The organism is Streptomyces sp. R818 (assembly GCF_056172735.1).
This window is the reverse complement of record NZ_JAOCNE010000016.1, coordinates 19480-40782: the sequence shown is the minus strand read 5'-3', so window position 1 is coordinate 40782 and position 21303 is coordinate 19480. Positions and strand designations below refer to the sequence as shown.

General features: G+C 70.3%; 23 protein-coding genes and 1 pseudogene. 16 read left to right on the top strand and 8 right to left on the bottom strand.

All coding sequences use genetic code 11. The features are described from left to right. The first annotated feature begins 42 nt into the window (after positions 1-42). The gene (locus N5I75_RS38770; RefSeq protein ID WP_476685124.1) at positions 43-786 is read left to right on the top strand and encodes an SDR family oxidoreductase; all 744 of its coding nucleotides are present in this window, start codon (positions 43-45) and stop codon (positions 784-786) included. A gap of 105 nt (positions 787-891) precedes the next feature. On the opposite strand, the gene N5I75_RS38765 is transcribed toward N5I75_RS38770, so the two are convergent. Further along, positions 892-1272 carry a winged helix-turn-helix transcriptional regulator gene (locus N5I75_RS38765; RefSeq protein WP_476685123.1) on the bottom strand — a complete coding sequence of 127 codons (381 nt, stop codon included), beginning with the start codon at positions 1270-1272 and terminating at the stop codon, positions 892-894. Between the two features lie 145 nt (positions 1273-1417). On the opposite strand from N5I75_RS38765, the gene N5I75_RS38760 reads away from it, so the two are divergent. The 5 genes from N5I75_RS38760 to N5I75_RS38740 all read left to right on the top strand — a co-directional run bounded on the left by N5I75_RS38760 (position 1418) and on the right by N5I75_RS38740 (position 6648). Continuing rightward, positions 1418-1825, top strand: a complete 408-nt coding sequence (locus tag N5I75_RS38760) for a RidA family protein (protein ID WP_476685122.1) — start codon at positions 1418-1420, stop codon at positions 1823-1825. Positions 1826-2166: 341 nt separating this feature from the next. After that, the gene (locus N5I75_RS38755; RefSeq protein WP_476685120.1) at positions 2167-3276 is read left to right on the top strand and encodes an ROK family transcriptional regulator; all 1110 of its coding nucleotides are present in this window, start codon (positions 2167-2169) and stop codon (positions 3274-3276) included. Positions 3277-3668: 392 nt separating this feature from the next. Beyond that, positions 3669-3872 (top strand): lasso RiPP family leader peptide-containing protein, encoded by a 204-nt coding sequence (locus tag N5I75_RS38750; RefSeq protein ID WP_476685119.1) that lies wholly within the window; start codon positions 3669-3671, stop codon positions 3870-3872. 17 nt (positions 3873-3889) lie between these two features. Beyond that, positions 3890-5800, top strand: coding sequence for an albusnodin/ikarugamycin family macrolactam cyclase (locus N5I75_RS38745; protein WP_476685118.1), 1911 nt, complete (start codon positions 3890-3892; stop codon positions 5798-5800). Further along, a complete protein-coding gene (locus tag N5I75_RS38740; RefSeq protein WP_476685117.1) occupies positions 5797-6648 on the top strand; it encodes a lasso peptide biosynthesis B2 protein in 852 nt (283 codons plus the stop codon). The genes N5I75_RS38745 and N5I75_RS38740 overlap by 4 nt, the downstream gene beginning before the upstream one ends. Before the next feature lie 207 nt (positions 6649-6855). Here the strand turns inward: N5I75_RS38740 and N5I75_RS38735 are convergent, their stop codons facing one another. Together N5I75_RS38735 and N5I75_RS38730 are read right to left on the bottom strand one after the other, a co-directional pair. After that, positions 6856-7014 carry a hypothetical protein gene (locus N5I75_RS38735; protein WP_476685116.1) on the bottom strand — a complete coding sequence of 53 codons (159 nt, stop codon included), beginning with the start codon at positions 7012-7014 and terminating at the stop codon, positions 6856-6858. A 512-nt stretch (positions 7015-7526) separates the two neighbouring features. After that, positions 7527-7871, bottom strand: a complete 345-nt coding sequence (locus N5I75_RS38730; protein ID WP_476685114.1) for a winged helix-turn-helix transcriptional regulator — start codon at positions 7869-7871, stop codon at positions 7527-7529. A 5-nt stretch (positions 7872-7876) separates the two neighbouring features. Here N5I75_RS38730 and N5I75_RS38725 point away from each other — a divergent pair. Next, positions 7877-8103: pseudogene (locus tag N5I75_RS38725) on the top strand (alpha/beta hydrolase); the annotation flags it as partial. Between the two features lie 70 nt (positions 8104-8173). On the opposite strand, the gene N5I75_RS38720 reads toward N5I75_RS38725, so the two are convergent. The 3 genes from N5I75_RS38720 to N5I75_RS38710 all read right to left on the bottom strand — a co-directional run bounded on the left by N5I75_RS38720 (position 8174) and on the right by N5I75_RS38710 (position 10470). Then, entirely contained in the window at positions 8174-8512 is a 339-nt protein-coding gene (locus N5I75_RS38720; protein WP_476685112.1) for a hypothetical protein, read from the bottom strand. Between the two features lie 260 nt (positions 8513-8772). After that, complete coding sequence (locus N5I75_RS38715; protein ID WP_476685111.1) at positions 8773-9693, bottom strand: calcium-binding protein; 921 nt, start codon at positions 9691-9693, stop codon at positions 8773-8775. A gap of 456 nt (positions 9694-10149) precedes the next feature. After that, positions 10150-10470, bottom strand: coding sequence for a hypothetical protein (locus N5I75_RS38710; RefSeq protein ID WP_476685110.1), 321 nt, complete (start codon positions 10468-10470; stop codon positions 10150-10152). Between the two features lie 638 nt (positions 10471-11108). Between N5I75_RS38710 and N5I75_RS38705 the strand changes: the two genes are divergently transcribed. From N5I75_RS38705 to N5I75_RS38675, 7 genes are all read left to right on the top strand, one after another. Then, positions 11109-11870: a hypothetical protein gene (locus tag N5I75_RS38705; protein ID WP_476685109.1), complete on the top strand. Its 762-nt coding sequence runs from the start codon at positions 11109-11111 to the stop codon at positions 11868-11870. Between the two features lie 471 nt (positions 11871-12341). Further along, positions 12342-12980, top strand: a complete 639-nt coding sequence (locus N5I75_RS38700; RefSeq protein ID WP_476685108.1) for a TetR/AcrR family transcriptional regulator — start codon at positions 12342-12344, stop codon at positions 12978-12980. Between the two features lie 70 nt (positions 12981-13050). Then, positions 13051-13632: an SRPBCC family protein gene (locus tag N5I75_RS38695; RefSeq protein WP_476685107.1), complete on the top strand. Its 582-nt coding sequence runs from the start codon at positions 13051-13053 to the stop codon at positions 13630-13632. Between the two features lie 199 nt (positions 13633-13831). Further along, entirely contained in the window at positions 13832-14851 is a 1020-nt protein-coding gene (locus N5I75_RS38690) for a serpin family protein (protein WP_476685106.1), read from the top strand. 172 nt (positions 14852-15023) lie between these two features. Further along, positions 15024-15371 (top strand): hypothetical protein, encoded by a 348-nt coding sequence (locus N5I75_RS38685; protein ID WP_476685105.1) that lies wholly within the window; start codon positions 15024-15026, stop codon positions 15369-15371. 280 nt (positions 15372-15651) lie between these two features. Beyond that, a complete protein-coding gene (locus tag N5I75_RS38680; protein ID WP_476685104.1) occupies positions 15652-16395 on the top strand; it encodes a Mut7-C RNAse domain-containing protein in 744 nt (247 codons plus the stop codon). Between the two features lie 198 nt (positions 16396-16593). Further along, positions 16594-17097, top strand: coding sequence for a hypothetical protein (locus N5I75_RS38675; RefSeq protein WP_476685103.1), 504 nt, complete (start codon positions 16594-16596; stop codon positions 17095-17097). A 619-nt stretch (positions 17098-17716) separates the two neighbouring features. Here the strand turns inward: N5I75_RS38675 and N5I75_RS38670 are convergent. Further along, positions 17717-18772, bottom strand: coding sequence for a hypothetical protein (locus N5I75_RS38670; protein WP_476685102.1), 1056 nt, complete (start codon positions 18770-18772; stop codon positions 17717-17719). A gap of 234 nt (positions 18773-19006) precedes the next feature. Continuing rightward, a complete protein-coding gene (locus N5I75_RS38665; protein WP_476685100.1) occupies positions 19007-19867 on the bottom strand; it encodes an SDR family oxidoreductase in 861 nt (286 codons plus the stop codon). A gap of 88 nt (positions 19868-19955) precedes the next feature. Here N5I75_RS38665 and N5I75_RS38660 point away from each other — a divergent pair, with 88 nt between their 5' ends. After that, on the top strand, positions 19956-20693 hold the full coding sequence (locus N5I75_RS38660) for a TetR/AcrR family transcriptional regulator (RefSeq protein ID WP_476685099.1): 738 nt from the start codon (positions 19956-19958) through the stop codon (positions 20691-20693). Between the two features lie 179 nt (positions 20694-20872). Then, complete coding sequence (locus tag N5I75_RS38655) at positions 20873-21136, top strand: hypothetical protein (protein ID WP_476685097.1); 264 nt, start codon at positions 20873-20875, stop codon at positions 21134-21136. Positions 21137-21303 lie beyond the last annotated feature (167 nt).

The window sequence follows — 21303 nt, the reverse complement described above, 5'->3', positions numbered from 1 at the left end:
CGGTCTTGGACGCCCGTCCGGCGGCGGAGAAGGATCGACGTCATGAGTGAGACGAACACCGTGAACCACCACAAAGTCGCGCTGGTGACCGGCGCCAACAAGGGCATCGGATACGAGATCGCCGCCGGGCTCGGCGCGCTCGGCTGGTCCGTCGCCGTCGGCGCGCGCGACGAGGAACGGCGCGAGGCCGCCGTGGACAAGCTGCGCGCGGCCGGAGCCGACGCGTTCGGCGTGCCGCTGGACGTGACCGACGACGCGAGCGTGCGGGCGGCGGCCCGGCTTCTCGAGGAGCGGACCGGGCGCCTCGACGCGCTCGTCAACAACGCGGGGATCACCGGCGGCGGCCCCCAGGAACCCACCACGGTCGACGTGGACCGGGTCCGGGCGACCGTGGAGACCAACGTCATCGGCGTCATCCGCGTCACCAACGCCTTCCTGCCGCTGCTGCGCCGCTCGCCGTCGCCGCGGATCGTGAACGTCTCCAGCAGCGTCGGCTCCCTCACGCTCCAGACCACGCCCGGCGCCGAGACGGGCCCCATCGCCGTCGCCTACGCACCGTCGAAGACGTTCCTCAACGCCGTCACCGTGCAGTACGCCAAGGAACTGGCCGGCACACCCGTCCTGATCAACGCCGTCTGCCCCGGCTTCACGGCGACCGACCTCAACGGCTTCCGAGGCGTCCGCACCCCGCAACAGGGCGCCGCCGCCGCGATCCGGCTGGCGACCGTGGCGGACGACGGGCCGACGGGCCGCTTCTTCGACGACGAGGGGGAGGTGCCCTGGTGACAGGTGTCCGGTAGGCGGACGAGGGCGGCGGCCCAGCCGGGTCGAGGCGCGGTCGCTGGGCCGTCAGCCGTCAGCCGTCAGCCGTCAGTGGTCAGTGGTCAGCCGTCAGGCGTCGAAGCGGTGGCGGGCCGCCTCGATGCGGCCGAAGTAGCGGTGCGTCCAGTCGCACATGGCATCGACGGTCGCGCGCAGACCCTGGCCCGGCTCGGTGAGGGTGTACTCGACACGCGGCGGAACGGTGGGATGCACCTTCCGGTCGACCAGACCGTTGCGCTCCAGCATGCGCAGGTTCTGCGTGAGCATCTTGTGGCTGATGCCCTCGATCTCGTTGCGCAGTTCGCTGAAGCGCAGGGTGCGCTCACCGAGGGTCTCGATGATCAGAAACGCCCATTTGTTGGCCACGTCGGAGAAGATCTCCCGCGCCAACGAGTCCGCGCGCCTGAGATCCGCTTCCTCGGCCGGATCCTTCATCTGCTTGGTCACCATCAGGTTCCCCCGTCACCAAAAAGTGCGTTCTTCCACGTCAGCGCAGACTCTCCTACGGTTTCCCAGTAACCACAAGAGACCGAGGGCGCGTCGGTCGGGCGATCACATGCCCGCGGGCGCACGCTCAGGACAGGGGACAGGCACCATGACCATCAACCTCGTGAACCCGGACGGGCTGCCGAAGATCGACGTCTACCGGCAGGTGTCGATCGCGACGGGATCGAAACTGGTCCACGTCGCCGGCCAGGTCGCCTGGGACGCCGAGGGCAACACGGTCGGCGAAGGCGACCTCGCCGCGCAGGTCGAGCAGTGCTACCTCAACATCGGCACCGCCCTGGCCGAGGCCGGCGCCTCCTTCGACGACGTGGCGAAACTGACCTTCTACGTCGTCGACTGGACCCCCGACAAGATGCCCGCACTCCTGCGCGGCATCTCCCGAGCGTCCGCCAAGCTGGACACCGCCCCGGTCCCGCCGGCCACGCTGCTGGGCGTCGCGGCCCTCGACATCCCGGCCCACCTGGTCGAGATCGAGGCCACCGCGGTCCTCGACTGACGAAGGACTGACGAAGGACTGACTGAACAACCCGACCAGAAATGCCCGCGCCAATGACCCTTTCCAATCAATTCCAGCCAATCGTGGACTGTCGGAAAGATCGTCGACGCACGCGACGGCGCTCAGAATCCTCACCGCACACCCCTCTGTCACCCCTTTATTCGAAGCCGAACCAGGTTCGAATTGAAGGCCCGACTGGTAATATCTCCCTCTTCGATCCACAAAATCGAGATGCGGGTACCGGGGGCGGGGGACCAATGGCGATCAAGGACGATCTTTTGGGCCGGTTGCCCGCGGCCGGCCCCACCCGAGGAGCCAACCGCCGGAAAGTCCTCCTCGCCGTGGCGATAAAGTCCGGCACCCAGGCCGACATCGCCCACCGCACCCTGCTCTCGCAGGCCACCGTGTCGGCCGCGGTCCGCGAACTCGCGGAGTGCGGCCTCGTGCCCGCCGCCAAGAGCCGCGGCAAGGTCAGCCTCACCACGGTCAACGATGTCGGCGTGGGCGTGCACCTCGGCTTCAACCACATGACCGTGGTCGCCCGCAGGCTCGACAAGGAATTCGACCAGGTGACCTCGCGCGTCAGCTCCGACGGCGTCAGCAGGGGTTGGTCCCGGGCCCTGCCAGAGGTCAAGCAGATGATCGACGAGGCGATCGAAGGAACGGGGCAGCGCCGCTCCGACGTGTTCTCCCTCGGCATCGCCGTACCCCGGATGATCAACCCGCGCACCGGCGGCTTCACCGCGCCGATCCTGCCGCCCTGGCGGGCGGGCGACGACCCGGCGAAGGACCTGGGCACCTGGCTGGGCGTGCGCCCGCTCATCGACAACGACGCCAACCTCGGCGCGCTGGCCGAACAGACCTACGGCACACGGGAACACGCCGAGACGGTGGTCTACGTGAAGGCGTCGACGGGCATCGGCGCCGGCATCATCGTGCACAACAACGTGCTGCGGGGACACGGCGGCATGGCAGGGGAACTCGGTCACCTCACCGTGGACCCGGACGGCGCGGTCTGCCAGTGCGGCGGACGCGGCTGCCTGGAGACGATGATCGGCGCCGACGCGCTGATCGCGCAGGTCCGCGCCGCGCGGGCCCGCAACAGCGTGCCGGCGCCGGAGACGCTGGAACAGGTCATCGGAGCCGCCCAGGCGCAGGACGCGGTCTGCATGCGCGTGATCCACGACGCGGGCCGGCGCCTGGGCCAGTCCCTGGCCCAGCTGTGCAACCTGCTCAACCCCGACCTCGTCGTCATCGGCGGTCAGCTCGCCCAGAGTCCGCTGCTGGAGGCCGGCTGCCGGGAGTCCTTGCACCGTTTCGCGCTGCCCGGCGCGGTCGCCGAGGACTCCAAGTTCGTCCTGGGCCCCAGCGAACTCGGCACCAGGGCCGAAGCCCAGGGCGCTCTCATCCTGGGACTGCGCGGCATGGAGCAGGCGGCCGACCCCACCTAGACCCCGCTTCTGGCCGCGAGTCCCGGCCTGCAGGGCGCCGACGGAGAGGCCCGATGGCCCATGTGCCGCGCAAGCCCCTTTCTCCTTCGATATGGCGCCGTGGACTCGATCTCACCGCCGCGCTCGTTCAATTGAGTGAGAACTGTTGGCCGAATGAGTCATTCCCCCGTCACCGGACGCGCCGGCGAGAGGGGAAACGCTCTCGTTGCCGGCGATCAGGGGCGGGAAGTGCCAGGCCGGAGCGGTTGCGATCGCGGGCCGGTTAGGCACCTGGCGTGGCCGGGGGATCGCTACACTTTGGGGCTCCGACGACGCCGGAACGACCGGCGCACGCGTATTTCCCGTACAGATCATTTCCGGGGCAGCTGATGTCCCCGACCCGAGGCGGCCCGATGACCTACGAGCCCATTGCCGTATCCCCGTACGAGGCCGTCGAGCATCCGCGACAAGCGGTGAAGGCCGGGGCTGTGCCGCCCCCGGAGGAGCCGGCCGCCTATGAACCGCCGATGGTGATCGACCTGGGCCATGTCCGTGAGGTGACGCTGGGCAGTTCCCCCAGCGGAATCGCCGATGCCAATGCCCAGTACTACTACTGACGTACCGGACAGCTCCCATGCCCCGCCCCGCGGCCCCGGCCGCAGCCACGGCCCCGCACTGCCCGCCTCCTGACCTTCCCCCTCCCGACGGGCCCACTATCGCGGGACTGCTGTCACCGGCACCCGCCCCCGCGCCCCGGGGAGCCACCCGGCTGTGGCCGGGCGAACCCCTGCTCTGGTCCTGGGGGCCCTGGCACCCCGGTGAGGTCCGCACCGCGCAGAGCGCGCACACCCGACTGGCCGCCGTCGGCCAGTGCCTCGCCGACGATGTGACGATGCGTCAGGACCTGCGGCGGGCGGCGCAGGACGGCCGCTGGGAACGCCTGACCCGCTGGCCCGGCGCCTACCTGCTCCTCCTGCTCCAGGACGACGGCCACCTCACCGCGTACGCCGACCCGGCGGGGCAGTTCCCCCTCTACTACGGGCGCCACGGCCGACACACGGTCCTGTCCACCCGGGCGAGGACCGCGGCGGCCCTGTCCGGAGCGACCGGCCGGTTCGACACGGCCGCGCTCGCCGCACACATCGTCTGCCCCGCGGTTCCCGAACTGACGGAAGGGCGCACGGCATACGACGGAATCCGCCGGCTCGGTGGCGGCCAGGCCATGAAAGTCACTCCCTCCGGCAGCTGCACGCAGTGGACCTACGAGGACCTCGCCCCCGATCCCGGCACGCGGTTCGAGGACAGCGCGGCCGAGTTGCGGTCGGCCCTCACGCGCGCCGTCACCCTGCGCACCGACAGCGCCGCACGGATCACCTCGGACTTCAGCGGCGGCCTGGACTCCACGTCCCTGGCCTTCCTGGCCGCCCGCACCACCGGCCGACCGCCCCTGGACGCCTTCGTCCACCACCACCCCGACGCCCCCGCCGGCGACCTCGCCCACGCCCTGGCCCACGCCGAGGACGCCCCCTCGATCCACCTCGCGGTGGTGCGCGGCGATGAGGACTCCCTGCCCTACAGCGGCCTGTCCGAGCACGGCTCCGCGGACCAGCCCGACCCGGCGGCGGTCATCGGCGCCCGGCACCGGCTGCGCCTCGACCACATCGCGCGCGGCGGCCCCGGCATCCACCTGACCGGGGAAGGCGGCGACGCACTCCTGGCCGCACCCCCCTCCTACCTCGGCGACATCGCGGCCACGGCCGGACTGCGCCGGCTCCTGCGCGACGGACGCGCGCTGGCCCGTATGCGGCAACTCTCCCCGGCGGACGTCGTCCTGCGGGCCAGACGCCTCGCGCGCACCCCCCTGCACCAAGCGATGAGCGAACTCGCCGCCTGTCTCGACGAACCCCTGGACCACCCGCCGCAGTGGGCGGACGCGGTCGCCTGGTGGCCCGCCCCGGGACCGGAGACGACCTGGCTGACCACCAGGGCACGCCGGCACCTGGCCGAACTGGCGGTACTGGCCGAGGAACACGCCCGACCGGCCCGCTCCGCGTCCTCTGCGACCTCCGCGACACCGGGCACCCGGGCCACCCTGATCGAGCTGCGCGCCTCCGCCGCCGTGCAGGCCCGGTTCACGTCCACAGCGCGCGCGTACGGCGTCCGGCCGCACGCTCCCTTCCTGGACAGCGAGGTCGTACGGGCCTGCACCCGCCTCCCGCTGCCCGACCGCATCGACCCGTTCACCGCCAAGCCGCTGCTGGCGGCCGCCCTGACCGGCCTGGTCCCCGACCCCGTACTGCGGCGCAGAACCAAGGGCGACTACACGGCCGAGAACTACCGCGGCGCCCGCCGCTCGGCGACAGAGATCAGAGCACGGCTCCTGCGTTCCCCGCTGGCCGAACTCGGAATCATCGAACCCTCGCGGGTGATCGCCGCGGTCGACCGGGCGATCGCGGGTCTGCCCGCGCCCTTCCCCGCACTCAACCGCCTGCTCGGCGCGGACCTCTGGCTCACGGCCGGCGACAGCGCACAGGAGCGGCCATGACCCGGCTGAGCGTGTCCGAGCACGTCCGCAAGAGCCTCTCACCGCACGGTGGCAGCGTGCTCCTCGACGTGCGGTCCGGCCACTGCTTCGCGATGAACTCCATGGCGCACACCCTCTGGCAGGAATGGCACCGCAGCGGGAACTTCGACTCCGCGGTGCTGGTGCTGGCGAGCCGTTACCCGGATGCGCCGCACGACCGGATCCGCGAGGACGCGCGCCGCCTCGCCGAGACCCTGATCGGCTTGGGCCTCCTTGACGCGCACGCGCCGCACCGGACGCCTGCCGCGCCTTCCCCGGGAGAGCGGGCACGGGCGACCGCCGACCGGCGCGCGGCGGATCGAGGATCCGCGCGGCACGCCCTGTCGCAGGGCGAGATCCCGCCCGTCACCGCAGCGCACCCGGCCGCAGCGCAGGTGACCATGGCCGCCGAACCGATGCGGGACGAAGGCGACCGCTCCGTCCGCCGCGCCGTGACCGCGGTACTCGCTCTGGCCGCACTGCTGGGCGCCCTGCTGCTGATCCGGCTGCCGCTGCGAACCGTCTCCAGAACGGTGAGCTGGACCGCCCGCACCTGGTGCCGGCGGGAGGCCACGCCGAAGCAGGCCGCGGCCTCCCTCGCGGCGGTACGGCGGGCAGCCCGGTGGTACCCCGGGCGCGCCGCCTGCCTGGAGTTGTCCCTGGCCACGCTCGGAGTCCTGGCCCTGACCGGCCGCAGGGTCGTGTGGTGCATCGGCACGGCGGACGACCCCTACCGTTTCCACGCGTGGGTGGAGGCGCAGGGAACCGCCATTGCGTCACCTGACGAGTACGGCACCACCGAATTCCGCCGTGTTCTCTCTGTGAGCTGAGCTGAGCTGATCCTGCTGTCGTGTTCAATTCGCACACGGCTGACGCCTGCCGGGGCTCCTACCGGATAGTTCCAAGAACGCTGGAGAGAATGCGAGTGGATTCCCCTTCAGCGACGGGACTTTGTGCGCTAGCCTGACAAAGGACAAAGCGAAGGGCGGTCACCGGTCTCCCGGCAACCGCCCTCGTCGGAGGGGCCTCCTCGCCCCTCAGACGCGCGGCAACAGCGCGTCGACCAGCGTCATGTCACCGTCTCCGTGCGTCATCAAGATCAGGAACACGAGGACCATGACGATGATGACCACTCGCACGTGCTGCCAGCGCACAGAGACCGAACAGCGGGTGGTCATCGTCATCTTCACACCCATGTGACGTCACCTCACTTTCCCACGCGTCGACGCCAATGCCCGGTAACAGGGAATGCGGCAACGACTCCGTGTGAAGAACAGTGTTCCCGTCAACCCGCCGCAAAACAATGGCCTTTGACGCGTCCCCCTGAGCCTCATGAGCCCCACTCCGGGGGCCCTGTTTCGCGCCGCACTTCAATTTGCCGATTCACAACGAGTGATAAGCGCCGTCGCGACGAGAACCGAACAATGGCACCGCTTTCCATCCCTGGCCCCACCTCGCCGGACACCACAGAGGCAGCCCGCCCCGCCCTGCCCACCCGTCGGCGAGCCGCCCTTCACCCCAGCCGCCACCGGGGCACACCCGGCACCCGATTCGAAGACAGACGGAGAGTGAGAACCCGGCGCCCCATCGAATAACGCGCCGCACACCTCGCACCGACGGCGTTTGCGCGTACGGGCAGGCGCCCCTTGTCCGTCACTATGTGATGCAAGTCACATGCCTGGCGACCGACCGTCGGCGCGGTCGCCCGTCATAGGACCGGCGGTGCGTCCGTGTCGCTGTCGCGGGCGTCGTAGGCGGCACGGGCGTCATCGATCCGGGCGAGATGCGCGAGGCTCCACTCGAGCAGGGGTGCGGCGGCCTCGCGCAGGGTGACGCCCATGTCCGTCAGCTCGTAGCTGACGTGCGGCGGCATCACCTCGTGGACGGTGCGTGTCAGGATCCCGTCCCGCTCCGGACCGCGCGGCGTCACCGTGAGCATGCGCTGGCTGATGCCGTCCACGTCCCTCTTGAGTTCGCTGAAGCGGCGTGGTCCGTGCCGGAGGCTGCGCACGACCAGGAGCGACCACTTGTCCCCGACGATGCCGAGCACCACCCGGGCCCGGCACGCATCATCGGGCCCTCGACGTCCAGCCCGTCACCCGGCACCTGCTCGAGGCCGCCCTGGAGTCCGACAGCGGCTGGCGCGTGCCCCCGCTCCCCGAACAGCCGGCCCCCTTCGGCAGCCCAACGGCACCGCCGCCCAGATATGGGAGCTCCCCACCGGCCACGACAGCATGATCACCATGCCGGTCGAACTCAGCGAGCTGCTGCTCAAGCTGTCCTGAACGCGAGCGGCGGCCGGCGCCGAATGTCCGGCCGACGCGTGTGCGGGAGGGTTGCCGTGCGTGCCCCCGGCTACAGCCCGACCCAGCCGAACAGGCGCGGGTGCCGGGTCTCCGCCCCGCAGGGGTCGACGCCACCGGAGCCGAAGGTGCCATAGCTGCCGAAGGTGCCGGGGCTCGGGGTGGCACCTTCGAGCGGCACGTACCTGCCCTCGTACTCGATGTCGCCGGACCCCTTCACCGCGTCGGCCGGGTCGTACGTGGACCCCCACGGGTCGGAGGACAGGGTCAGGCCCTCCGGGCAGGCGGGACCGACCGGCTGCACGGCCCACCAGGCGAACAGACACAGGCAGGCGAGGGAACCGAGGACGCCGATCCGGCGGCGCGGTGTGGCGAAGAGAGGAGAGGTCACCAGCGGATCGTACGCAGCGCCGGATCGGCGTAACCGCTGCCCGGTGCGCTCAGGATGCCCAGCGTATGGTCCGCGCTCGCGCCGAGCACGCCTTCGGGGCGACCGCCGATGGAGTCACAGCGGGCGCGGGCACGGGTGCAACACACGGCGCACCCACGCCCGTTGAGCGAGATGCCAAAAAAAGAACGAGCCGGCCTGCACCGGTGCGAGGACAGATGCGTCGCTTCGCTGCCCCGGTGCGGCCGGCCGGCTCAATGGGCTCAGCGCACGTCCACACAGTCACCGGTGGCGGTGACCGGCGGCGTGGTGGAGGTGCCCTCGAACAGGTAGCGGTAGCAGCGGTCGGCAGTCGCCTTGCGCGTCTGCTTCTCGACGCCCGCCTGGCTGCCGGTGCCGGTGAGGTGGCTGCTGGTGGTGGCGTACGAGCCGGTCAGCGAACGCTCCTGGAGGCGGACGGTCTGCTGGGTGTAGCCCGCGTACTTGTTGGTGTCCCAGTTGGCGCGCTCCAGCTTGCCGGTGATCGTGATCGTCTTGCCCTTGGCGATGGGCTCGGGGGCCGCGTTGTTGCTCATCCGGGACCAGCGCTTGAGGTACCAGGTCCTGGCGTTCTCGGTGTCCACGTCGGTGGTCGCGTCGGTGATCGCCCAGAGGGAGATCTTCCAGGCCCCGGCGTCCTCGTTCGTCAGGTAGCTACGGGGATCCATCGTGAAGGTGGCCGTGCAGTTGTACGTGGTGTCGCCGGACTGAACGCAGAGGTCGGCATCCGCCTCGAACTCCTCGGAGTTGAGGAACCGCTCCGCGTTGTCGCGGTCGGTGCCGCGCCAGAGCGACGCGTTGCTGCCGTAGAGCGTCGCCCCGCCGCTGATCGTCCACTTCACGGTGACCGACTGCGCGTACGTCGTCCCGACGCGGGCGGTGTTGCCGCCGTTGACGGTGACGCCGGAGACGACGGTGGAGTCGGCGCTGCTCGCGGCGAAGGCCCTGGGCGCGGCGGCCTTCGCCGCCGACGCCTCGGCGGCCGCGGCCTTGCTCTGCTTCAGCGCCTCGGCCGCGCCGGTCCCGTCCGCCATGGCGGACGGTGCGACGAGCAGGCCGATGGCAAGCCCGGAGGCGGCCAGCGCGCTGACGCCCAGGGTCACCTTCTTGCCGGACGTCAACTTATCGCTGGAGTGCTGGGACATGAGGCGGCTCCGTTATCGACTGTCGAGGGGCGGATGCAGGTCGTGGGACGGACGGCCCCGCATCACGCACGGCCACAGTGGCCGCGGGGTATTGATCGTCGATGAGGCGAAAGGGTTGTACGCGCATGACAGTTGATACGTGTGTAGTACGTCACCTGGCGGTGCCATGTCCCGCAGGAGTTGCGACGCAGCCCAGCGCGCAGAAGTCGCGACACAGCCCATGGCTGCCCCGGTGCGACGCACGCCCTCCGCCACGGCAGGCCCCCGTACCCACGCCGTGCGCCGCCCGCACTCTCCAACACCTCGCTGCCCGCGTCCTCACAACGGACGCCGGCACAACACCCCCGCACCGGAAAAACAGACGGCTTCCGCCTGTGCCGAAATGCGCCAGGCGAAAGCCGCAAACCCCGTTTTGTTCAATCTCCGTCGAACGAGAGAACGGAAATCAAGCCGACGTCAGCACTTCCAGACGCCTGTGACATTGTCGAAGACGCTCTTGTCGAACTTCTTGCTGCTCTTCTTGCCGGCAGGCGTGATGACACAATTCGACATGTGGTTCTGCTGGTTCTTGGTGTCGAAGAATTCCACACGCCACTTCACGCTGTGGTTGCAGTGGTTGTTGTAGTAGACGGTGACGGAGTTGTTCCCGGGCGTGTACGACGTGTTGAAGCGGTTCACCGTCGGCTTGTTGTCGCAGCCCCACGAGGTCTCCACCCTGCCCGCGGCCGCCGACGCGGCGGAGGCGTCGGCCTGCGGTGCGGCATGGGCGGTGCTCACGAGCATGGGCAGAGCCAGCACTGCGAGAGCTGTGGCCTTGACGCCCGTACGAATGGCATTCATTACCGAATTACCCCCTGAGGTAAATCTATGTGCACCCTGCACTTGCAGGGCGGGTCGAAATGAACTCTTGCACGCGCGGCAGACCGTCGGCAATCCGCTTGAGCTGAACTTGAGGTGTTGATCTTCGGGGCCGGATTGGGCGCGACATTCACGCGATACAGCCCGTCGGCCCACTTTGACCAAGAAGGGCGTTGATCTCCTCGATCGCCCGGGATTGCCCGTAGGTGTACTGCCCAAGGAGCATCTGCGGTGCCACGTGTCTCGACCGACCGGGGTTTGCGCGGCGTCGCGGCCCGCCGCCGGTCTCGTGAAACTCCGTGCCGAAAGCGCAACCGAGCCTCGGAGGCAGGACTTGGGCGGACCCGCTCCGTCCGGGGCCGGAGGCCTGCCGCGGCGCGGCAGAAGGGCCGGCCCGCCACGCCGTGCTCAAGGAACGCTCCGAACACAAAGTTGTAGGGAACCGGCAATGAGGGACGCTTCTCCACTGCTGATCAACCACGTTGTCCGGCGGTTCGTGGCCCGGTGAGACTGGCGTCGTACGACATGGCCGGCGCGGGCCGGAAGGCGGGGGATCCATGACGGCCAAAGCGCAAGCGCGCACGGTGCACGGTGACGCGGCACGGCCTACCGCGCCGGGACCGGGCCGGAACCTGCGCCTGGGCGCGCTGCTGATCGTCGCGGCGCTGCTCTCCGCGTCCGCCTGCTACGCGATCTTCGCATTCTGGCTGCCGGACGAGCGCGGCCTCTACCAGGACTACCGCGCCGCCGGGGCGTGCCCCGACCGTACGCACACCCGGGCGGCGACCGAAGAGTGCCTGCGAGAGGTCACCTTCACCGTCGAGGACACCGACACCCACGTCAGACACCTGCGCGCCACCCTGCGCGGCCCCGCGCCGTACGGGCGGACGACCGTGCCGTTCGGTGACCCGGGGCCCGTACTGGACACGCTCGACAAGGGCGACCGGGTCACGGCCACCCTCTGGCGCGGCGCCGTCGTCGAGATCGCGCGCGGCGAATCCCGACAGAACTCCTCCGACGCCCCGCGCGACGAGCCCCAGCCGATCGCGGCCGCCGGAACCCTCGCCGCGCTCCTGGCAGCGCAGGCACTGCTCTTCGGGATGGTCCGGCTCGTCGGGCCGCGCGATCCCGGGCTTTTCGGGTGGCGCCCGTTCGGCAAGGTACTGCTGCTCGTCTCGGTGGCCGGCTGTGTCGTCGGGGGCCTGCTGTCCACGTGGACGGGCCTGCCGTGGCAGCTCGTGCCCGCGACATGCGGGGCCCTCACCGCGGGGACGGCGTACTTCCTGCACCGGGACCTGCGCGTCAGACACGGCGGTTGACCGGCGCGGCCCCCACCTCGTGTTCCTGAGCGTCCTCCTCCTCGGCGCTGCTGCCCCGCCCTCCTCCTCGTGGCCTCAGGCTTCCGGTGTCCACAGCCGGGCCGTCGGCGGGGACGGAGACCCGCGTCGAAGCGTCCGTGAACGATCGGCGCCCGAGATGCGCTGACGAAGTCTCGGGAGCCGACGTGATGGCTGCCAGTGCACCGCAGCCACCGCCGCCCTCACAACGCCAGTGTGTCCCGCTGGCCGGCCGAGCCACTGACTGGCAACAACCGTGGCCACTCCGCACGGCGGCGCGTCGGCCTGTCGCCCGGTCGCCGATCGGGCTCGCCACCCCGCGATGAAGCTGCACGCGCCAATTCCGCTACGCCCGTTGCGTAATTGGTAGCCCCTCCCTACTCTCAATAACGCAACAGCCGTATCGAAATACAGATACGGGGCCCGCCCGTGACCAGCACCAGGAGCAGCGCCGTGACCACCACCCCCGCCCGCAGAGGCCGCCCCCGCAGCGAGGACGCCGACGGACGGATCCTGCGGGCCGCGCACGGCCTGCTGACCGAGCGGGGGTACGAGAAGTTCGCCATCGACGAGGTGGCCGCCCGCGCCAACGTGGCCAAGACCACGCTCTATCGCAGGTGGCCCACCAAGGACCACCTGCTCGTCGCACTCGTCGGCCGGATCCAGGACGAGGTGGAGGTCGCCGACACCGGCGACCTCCGGCGCGACCTGACCGTCTACCTCACCGCCGTCGCGACCGGCCTCGACCGGATGCGCCGCGTCGGCCGGGACGCCGCGGGGGAGGCCGACCGGTCGGCCGGGGTCGTTGCCGAACTGGTGGCGGCAGCCGCCCGGCACCCGGACGTGGGCGACGCCGTGCGCGGGCTGTTCGCGCGGCGCAACGCCCTGCCGCTCCGCCTGCTCGACAACGCCCGCGAACGCGGCGCGCTGCCCTCCGGCACCTCGTCCGAAGTGCTCTTCGACCAGCTGGCCGGAGCCCTCTACTACCGGCTCCTGATCACCGGGGCGCCGATCGGCGCCGACTACGTCGAGACGCTCGTCGACCAGGTACTGACCAGGGCCGGCAGCACCTCCCACCCAGAGAGGACCTGACATGTCCGCCACGTCTCCTGCCACCGCTTCTGCCACCTCTTCCGCCTCCGCACCCGCATCCGCCGCGTCCATGCCCTCCGCACCTGACGCCACGCAACGGCACACCCCGCCGCGGCGGCGCCGCCGCCGAATCCTGGTGGCGCTGGCCGGAATCGTGGCCGTGCTGGGGGGCTACACGGTGTGGACCAACACCCATCCTCCGGTCCAACTGACCGCGTCCATCGAGATCGAGGCCGCCCCGGAGCAAGTCTGGGCGGTGCTCACCGACTTCGACGCCTACCCGCGGTGGAACCCCTTCATCACCGAGGCCGCCGTCACCTCCGACGACGGCCTGCGGGCGGGCGCGACGATGCGCAACCGCCTGCAACAGAAGGGCGGGACCAGCACGTTCACCCCGACCGTCCTCGAGGTCAGCGCCGACCGCGAACTGCGCTGGCTGGGCAAGATCGGCCCGGGCTGGATCGGCGACGGCGAGCACCGCTTCGTCATCGAGCGCACCGGACGCGACACGGTCCGCCTCACGCAGAGCGAGAAGTTCACCGGCGTGGCGGTGCCCTTCGCCACCGGCAGCCTGAAGAACGACACCCTGCCCCAGTTCCGGGCGATGAACAGCGCACTGAAGGAGCGCGCCGAGCAGCTCGCCGAACGCTGATGCCGGGGGCCCGGGGGCCCGGATCACCGGCGAGGACGGGCGGACGGCCTCGCGTGAGTCGGACGTTCCACGTGTGGAAGAAGGCGGTGCGCCGACGGCGCGCTCGGCGATGAGGACGTAGATGAGAGTTGCGACGGCGACGGTTCGCTCGGTGAACGATGTGACGGCGCGGTGGGCAGGTACCGCGAAGGGCGGGACCGTGTTTTCGGCAGCGGGGGTGTGGCCGCTGCTGGCACACCTGGCCGACGGAGCCGAGGGAACGGTGCGGAGCGAACTGGCGGAGGCGTTGGGGCTCCCCGCTGAGCGAGCCGCGGCCGCCGCGCGCGAGCTGCTTGCCGCCATGGGGGCGATGCGCGGACTGGACACGGCCGTGGGGCTGTGGACGCAGCGCACGCTGGAGTTGGCGGAGCAGTGGTACTCGGGCCTACCCGTCGACGCCCACGGAGTGCTCACCGGCGACCCTGCGGCGGACCAACGGGCCCTGGACTCCTGGGCACGAAAGCGGACCGGCGGGCTGATCGACCGCATGGCGGTGACCCCGACCGAGGACACCCAGATGGTGCTGGCGAGCGCGCTCGCCCTGCGCACGCAGTGGCTCAGCCCCTTCGAGGAGGAGGTACTGGAGACCGCGTACGAGCCGTGGGCCACCCAGCCGCGGCTGGGCCTGTGGCGCTCCAGCGCCGTACTGGACCGGATCGGGGTGGTGGACACACCGGGCGGACAGGTCACCCGCCTTCAGGTGCTGGGGAACACGGCGCTGGATGTACACCTGCTGCTCGGCGACGAGGGCATGGCGCCGGGACACGTGCTGGCGGCTGGGATCGACGTCCTTGCCGGCCGGCACACCGTTGTACCGGGCCCACGGTTGTCCTACGGGAAGGCCGGCCCCGGCCTGCTGGTCGAGAAGGTGCGCTGCACGCGCCCCGAACCTCCGTCGCTGGACGTGACGACCGTGGCGTACGACATGAACGCAAGCCATGACCTGCTGGCACTGCACCGCGTGTTCGGACTCACCACGGCACGCGACACCTCGGTCGGTCACTTCCCCGGCATCAGCAGGTCCCCGCTCGCCATCGGGGCGGCCACGCAGAACACGATGGCGAAGTTCGGCGCGACAGGTTTCGAGGCCGCCGCGGCGACGGCGCTGGGCGGAATCGGCGGAGCCATGCCCGAGCCGCGCTTCGTGACCACCAGGATCAGTGCCATTCCCTTCCGGTAAGTGCCGTAGAGACTGGTGGAGACTGTCCATTGGCAGCTCTCTTGTGCCGGCGGGCCGGGTCGGTAGGACGGTCCGGTGGAACGAGTCCAGTGAGTGACGAGGGAGCGAGGACGAGCAAGGACGACCGGATCGTGGAGCGGCGAAACTCATGACTTTGCAGGAGAACCAACGGGTGAAGCTGGCCGCCGATCTCCGGCTGACCGAACCGATCGAGGTGTCCGGAGCGGTCATCGGCATCCTCCTGCTCGCTGCCGGCACCGCGGGAACTGTGGAAGAGGCCGTCGAGCACCCACGTGAGGGCGCCGATGCGCGCGAGTACGAGCGGCTGAGGTCGCTGCTCGACTCCTACGGTGACTCCATGCCCCCGGAAAGCAGGAGGCAACTGGAGCAGAAGCTCGCCGCCCTGCAGCCGGCATGGGCAGCGTTTCAGGAAAAGGGGCCTGTGGTGACGGTGCGCGTCCGCTTCGACAACGGGTTCGTCCTGGACGCCTCGCCGCAGGAGCTCTACGTCCCCGAGTGAGCGCGGTCGCAGCGCGAACTGCGCGTCCGTTCATCTGTGGCACCGCGCGACGGCCTGCCGGGGACAAGTTCCCGCGCAACGACCCGACCTCGATCACTGGACCCAGACGGTGACGAACCAGCAGGTGTGGACTGCGGTCAGTACGCTCAGACCCGCCGAGATCAGGGTCTACCAGGATCCGGTGCAAGCATGCGCGTCCGGCTGACGACCGGGCGTCCGCTCCACCAGTTCGGCTCGCCCTCGTCGCGGGGCCCGCCCGTCACCGTGGCATTCTGTGCCGATGAACGGTCCGGAGATCTCTGTCGAAGTCGCCTTTGAGCTCGGCTTGTTCGTGCCGCGCGTCTACCGCGAGGGCACGCCCGCGCCGCTCACTGTCGACGGTGTCTCCACGCTCGGGCACGTCGTCGAATCGCTCGGGGTGCCGCTCACCGAGGTCGGCGCGCTTCGCGTGGACGGCGCCGAGGCGGGCACCGGGCACATCCCGGCGGCGGGCGAGCGGGTCGAGGTGCGGGCCGTGACCCGGCCCCAGCCGGTACCGGGCGCGCCGCTGCGCTTCCTCCTCGATGTCCACCTGGGCACCCTCGCCCGCCGGATGCGACTGCTCGGCATCGACACCGCGTACGAGGCCACCGACATCGGCGATCCCGCCCTCGCGGCCCGCTCGGCGACCGAACGCCGGGTCCTGCTCAGCCGCGACCGCGGGCTGCTGCGCCGCCGCGAACTCTGGGCGGGCGGCTACGTCTACAGCGACCGCCCCGACGACCAACTCCGCGACGTCCTCGGCCGGTTCGCCCCGCGACTGCGCCCCTGGACCCGCTGCGCCGCCTGCAACGGCACGCTCTCTGCGGCCCGCAAGGAAGACATCACCGACCGCCTCCAAGGCGGCACCCGCGCCGGCTACGACGTCTTCGCCCAGTGCGGGCAGTGTGCCCGCGTGTACTGGCGCGGGGCACACCACGACCGCCTGGAGGCGATGGTGACGGCGGCGATGGCCGAGTTCGGGCCGGGGGAGGGACGCAGCTGACCCGCGAGGCCTACCCGAGCGCGCCCAGGCCCGTAGGCACATCGCCCTGATTCTTCCCCACGGCGTCCCGCCCGCGGGACGCCCACCCAACGCACCCACCCTCAATGGCCCCGCTCACAGCGGGCGCTGTTCGATGGTTACGGTCGGTGACGCAACTGTCGTTGAGTGGTGGTTCTTTCCTGACTTGCGAGGTGCTTGGTGGGTAGGTTGCTGGATTCCTGCACAGCTTCTGTGTCGGCGAGCTATCGGCTGTTCGGACTGGTTGACACGACCATGGGAGCTGAGACGTTCGATGATGATGCGGACAGATCGAAGTGGCTGCTTCCTGGGCCGGGCCTGGTCTATCTGCAGGTGCCCGCGGAGGTGGGCACGACGGTGATACGTCTGGAGGCGTGGAGCGGTGCGCCGGCGCTGCCACCCGGGCAGTGGGCGGGGCGCGAGGAGATCGAGGTGGACCTTCCTGAGGGCGAGCTTGGCCTGCAGACTGTCGACGGCGGGCTGCAAACTGTTCCGCTGCTGTTGCCCTCACCCGGCAGGTACCGCATGCGCTGGCAGTGGGTGTTCAACCCGGACACCGGTCCTTTCACCTCTCCCTTACGAGGTTGTTCCGACGTGCTGGCCACGCCCACCGGTCATGAACCCGCCTTGGGCGAGGAGGACCAGTTCTGTCTGGTGCAGATCTGGCGGACCGCGACCACCTGAACAGCGTGCAGCCTCACCCGACCCTTGCTGTCCAGGACGGAGGGCCAGGATCGCTCAGACGTAAGGTCACCGACTCGAGGAAGGCCCCTGCCGTCGGTACACGCCCGCATGCTGTCCATCGGATGTGCCTCTCTTCGGCCGCGTGGCGCGAAGTGGAAGCGCTTCTGTGGCGTGTCTGTGGCGTGGAGTGGAATGATCCGAGGCATAGGCATCCCGGACTCGGTCTGCTTGGCTGACACGGTGGCGCGAGGAGATCACGGACACAGTGAGTACTGGATGCTGGGGTAAGGACCTGGACCTGATGCGACCGCAATAGGGAGACGGACAGACTTCTGGCAGTGCGGCGACTTGGCCCCTGGCAGAAGTGCCCCGCCTACGCCCGCCCGTAACCCGCCACCGCACCACATACCTGGCGATGAGCGCTGGATCCCCGACCAGCGCCTAGCGTTTGCACCCCTGGACGCGTACCAGGACAGCAGGAATCCTCTGACTCCGCGCTTCCCGACACTTCGGTGCATGCCGCAGGGAGTGACTGGCAGTGGTGCGCGCCAGTACGGCCCGGTCCGCACTTTCCGTCCCCGCAACCTGCCCCAGCACGGAAGCGGAGCCGGTGCGGGCGTCAGCCGTTCCGGCGTTCCCACCGTGCGGCCCGAACCGTCCCCTGCTCGATGTCCTGCCGAGGCAGTTGGAGGTCGAGAGCGTCTTCCAGGGCGTGGAAGTAGAGCTGGAACTGGCTGAGTTCGGGATGGTCGAGTTCGGCGCGGCGCAGGGCCCGGTTGAGGAAGTCGAGCTGACCGCCGCGGTAGTAGGGGGCACGGCCGCGGTCGTACCAGATGAGCTCCAGGATGCCCCGGTCGTCGTCGACGCGGCGGCCGTCGCGCAGGTAGTCGAAGGTGTAGATGGCCTTCGCGGAGGTGGCCGTCAGGTGCACCGTCTCGGTGACGCCGAGCTGGGCGAGCGCCTCGGGGCCCGGCTCCCAGCCAGGTGTCTCGTGGTACATCAGGAAGGCCCAGTCACCGGCCCGGCCGAATGAGCACGTCTCCCAGGCGACGTCCCAGGTGTCGAAGGTCCCGCCGTCCATGTCGCACAGGTCCGCGAGACGGGTCCCGGCGGCGATCTGGGCGGGGTCCGCTCCGTGCAGCAGGGCGATCCGTTCCGCGCTGACGTCCTGTCCGCGGAAGAAGGCGAGATGGGTGTAGGGGTCCTGCTCACGCCAGCTCTCGGCGATCCAGGCGAGCCGCTCCAGCGGGTCCCGCCCACACCGCTCGTGACGCCGCGTGCCGTCGATGCCGCCGTCACGGAACCTGGCGCCCCAGGCGGGAGCGATCCGGTCCAGCAACTGCGCCTGCCCGGTAACGATGTTGGCCACCTGGCCACGCCCCGGGGCGCGGGCCGCAATGTGCTCAGCGAGTTCACGTACCGCGTCCTCGGCGGCGAAGTACAGCACCTGCTCCAGGTCCCGGGTGGCGAAGACCTCGCGGTAGGGGCCGATGTGGCCACGCACCACGCCGTCGTCGCTCAGGACGAGGAAGAGACGACCGTGCGGGGCGCCGACGCACGCCTCGTACTGCTCGGGCGCGGTGCCGATGGGCGGGAGCATCGCATCGTGGAGCACATCGGAGCCTGTGACGACCTGGTGCCAGGCTTGCCGGAGGGTGTACGCCGATATCTGCATGGGCGCCAGTATGCGGACGGGCACTGACAGCACAGCCCGGCGATGCGCTCGCGTCCTTCGTGCTGCTGCAGTTGGGAGGCCGTTCGCAAGCCTTGACGTCACACCGGTGGAGGCCTCGTGACGCGGGTCAGATGCCGCTTCGCGCCGGCCTCCGGCCCCTCGTGCCGACCATGACTATGTCCTCGCCTCTGCCGGGTGGGCCCTGCGGACCCACGCCGCCCGGGCGTGCACGTCTCACGGGGTCCAGGCGCGCTCCAGCAGAGCGTCGAACGTGGCGGGCTGTCGCCCGATCAGCTCGGCCAGTGTCGGGTCGACGGTGGCGAACTCGCCGTCTCGTGCTGCTGTGAAGATGCCCAGCAGCAGGTCGGCTATCGGGGCGGGGGATCCGTGTGCCAGGGCCTGCTGGTGGAAGGTGTCGTCGCCGACGACAGCGCGGGCGAAGGATCGTCCGGTGATGCGGGCCGCGATCTGTGCGACGGCGTCGAGGTCGAGCGCTGCCGACCCGGTGAGCGGTGGGGTGGGTCCCTCGAAGCGGCCCTCGTGGGTGAGGATCGTCGCGGCGGCTTCGGCGAGATCGTCGTGGCCGGTCCAGGCGACGGGGCCGTCCGCGGGCAGGGCGATGTCGCCGGTGTGCCGGGCGGACTCCAGCAGCTGCACGGCGCTGGCCGCGTAGAAGCCGTTGCGCAGTGCGGTCCACGGCAGGCCGGTGGCGCGCAGCATGTCCTCGGTGCGGGCGTGGTCGCGGCACGGGGAGAAGCGGGAGGTGTGCGCGGCGCCCATCTGGCTGGTGTAGAGGATGCGGCCGACGCCGGCCCGCACGGCGGCGTCGATGGCGATGCGATGGCCCGTGACGCACTCCTCGCCGGTGCGGTCGAGGGAGACGAGCAGCAGCTGCTCCGCCCCCTGAAAGGCGTGCTCGAGGGAGGCGGGGTCGTCGAAGCTGCCCTGCCGGACGCGGACGCCGCGCTCGGCGAGGTTCTGGGCCTTGCGGGGGTCGCGGACGCTGACGCCGACGTGCTGGGCGGGGATGCGCTCGAGGAGATGCTCGACGACGCGGCCGCCGAGTTTTCCGGTGGCTCCGGTCACGATGATCATGGTGGGCTCCCGACGATGTTTCCACTGGAATCACTGCGACGGTAACACTGGAATATCAGTGATATCAAACAACCGGTATCATCGGTTCATGGTCACGCGCGACGCCCCCGACACCCCCGACAGCCCCCGCCGGCGCATCGTCGAAGCGGCCGTCGAGCTCTTGGAGCAAGGCGGCCCGGATGCGGTGAGCACCCGCGCGGTCGCCGCCGCGGCCGGGATGCAGCCACCGGCGATCTACCGCCTCTTCGGCGACAAGGAGGGACTGCTGCGGGCCGTCGCCGAACACGGCTACGCAGAGTTCCTGCAGAGCAAGCGCGCGCAACTCGACCCCGACCCGCCGGACGCGGTGGAGGAGCTGCGCCGCGGCTGGGACATGGTCGTGGAGTTCGGAATCACCCGCCCCGAACTGTTCGCGGTGATGAACAGAGCCACCAGTCGGCAGACGGACATCGCTCACCGCGCGGGCCTGGACATCCTGCACGCCCGGGTGCGCCGACTGGCGGCCGCGGGGTGGCTGCGCACCGACGAGAACCTGGCTGCCCAGATCATCCAGGCCACCGGCCGAGGCGCGGTCACCACCTGGCACTCCACGCCGGCCCAACACCGCGACCCGGCGCTGCTGACCGCCCTGCGCGAAGCCATGATCACCGCCATCACCCGTGCCGAACCAGCCCTCCCCGCCGCGGAGAGCGGCCCCGCCGCGGCAGCCCGCACGCTGCGCGCTGCCCTCCCCGACGAAGCCGACGTCCTGAGCGACGCCGAACAGCACCTCCTGCGCGAGTGGCTCACCCGCCTGGCGGCCGACGGCGGCGCGCCGCACGCCTGACCGCGCGTCAGGATCTTGCGCGACCGCGTGGTTGTTGCGGAGCCGTGCGGTGTGCGAGGGAGGGAGTAGACGAGGGGGTCTGTCCGCTCCATGGTGTGGACGTTCGCCCTGGATGAGGACGAGGACTGGGTCCCCTCCCGGGAGCCGTCCGGCGGCGAGAATCTCCGGCGAGCAGGGCAGTGGAGACCTTGGCGCCGGGGATCGCCTCAGCCCACGCCGCCGACACCTACCTGGCGGCGTGGCGTGCCGATTCGCGGCGGCGGGGATCGGGTTTCGCTCTGACGACTGCCTCCGCGTCCGCTGAGCGTGTCAGTACCGAGAGGGTCCGGCTGATCGACGTATACGGGCAGTTCGAGGACTGTGACATCGAGGCAGCCGAGTTCGATGCGATGCTCCACGACTACGCGAGGGCCGCGCGCGCAGCGGAGAACCCGCGCGGCTGAGCCCGCAGCCGGGAGGACACACGCAAAGCCACACGGATGTCGTCGCACGAAGGTGACGTCCTGGTGGAGAACGCGCCCACGCGACGAACGCCTCGCGCCACCACCCGCAGCAAAGCCGAAGACGGCTCCCCCTCTTCCGAAAGGGGAGCCGTCTACTGGTAATGATG